Source organism: Desulfovibrio sp. 1188_IL3213 (assembly GCF_036763145.1).
In the GTDB taxonomy this organism is placed as follows: domain Bacteria; phylum Desulfobacterota; class Desulfovibrionia; order Desulfovibrionales; family Desulfovibrionaceae; genus Desulfovibrio.
Genome location: NZ_JBAIYR010000585.1, coordinates 1 through 1,176 on the forward strand (window position 1 = coordinate 1; position 1,176 = coordinate 1,176).

Sequence of the window (1,176 nt, forward strand, 5' to 3'; positions counted from 1 at the left end):
GCCTGCCCGCGCGGGCCAGCCGTGCGTGGCCCCGCAGTGGTGGGGCGGTTGCGGCGTTTTGCTTTTTGGGAAGGGGATGTTCATGCGGTCATCAGGGCAATTGTGTTGTGCAATTGCCCTGATGACGCTTTTGTCTGACTGGCTGCGCCAGCAGTTTTTTTCCTTTTGGCGCGTCAGTGGTGCGAGGCAACAGCCTCGGGGAACCTGCATTACAGTGTCGGCAACCCCAGCAGCACCCGGGCCGATACCGCCACCTGCATGAGAACCTGGGAAATATCCTTGACGGCCTGCATGCTCTTGGATTCCACCTTGGGCAGCACCAGTATCTGGTCGCCGGGGGAAATGTCGCCCCCGCCCTGGGTTACAGAGCCGTTCTGGTGCATGACAAGAATCTTGCTGCTGTCGGCTCGGCTGGTCAGGCCGCCCGCGCCCTTGATGTAATCGTCCGCATCTTTCTTTTTGCCCCAGAGCATGGCCTGCGGAACCATGACCTCGCCGCTCACCAGCACCACATCGCTCTTGGTGGGGATAACGATAACGTCGCCCTCTTCAAGGCTCAGGTCCGCCTTGTCAGGGCCGCCGTCCAGCACCACCACGCCTTCAGGCTCGACGGCTTTGGCGCGTTCCACGAACTTGGAGACCATTTCGGCTTCCTTGGCGCGGATTTGCGCTTCTTCCGTGCTGGCCGACGAGGCGGTAAGGGCCGTTTCCTCAAGGCGGCGCAGGGAATCGGCAATGGCTTTCTTTTGTCTGGCGGCCACGCTCTTGCGCTTGATGTACATGGCTTCAAGGTTGGCGCGTTCCGGTTCCACGGCGATGAAGTTTTTTACGTCCCGCAGGCGCGCGCCCTGGCGCACGGGAAAGCGCGAAGCACCGCGCACGGCCCCCTGCACTTCGATCATGATGGTATTGCCCGGAGCGTCAGCGATGAATTGCACTTTGTCGCCGTCTTCGAGGTGGAGGGTGCGCAGGTCCTTGAGGGGAAGATAGGTGCTGTAGGGCGCGCCGTTGCGTGTTCCGTTAAGGGCGATATGCGAGGCACGGCCCTCGGGATCGGCCAGGTCCATAAGCGCTGCTCCGGTGGCCTGTCCCTTGGGGAATTCAAAGAGCGCGGGGTTGCGCACCACGCCGGTGGCCGTGATGGTGGGGCCTTTTTCGCCCACCACAAGGGTGTCG

At 62.1% G+C, this 1,176-nt stretch carries 1 pseudogene; it reads right to left on the reverse strand.

Going from position 1 to position 1,176, the window contains the following annotated elements:
- Nucleotides 1-209: 209 nt before the first annotated feature.
- Nucleotides 210-1,176: pseudogene (locus V6C16_RS13805) on the reverse strand (polysaccharide biosynthesis/export family protein); the annotation flags it as partial.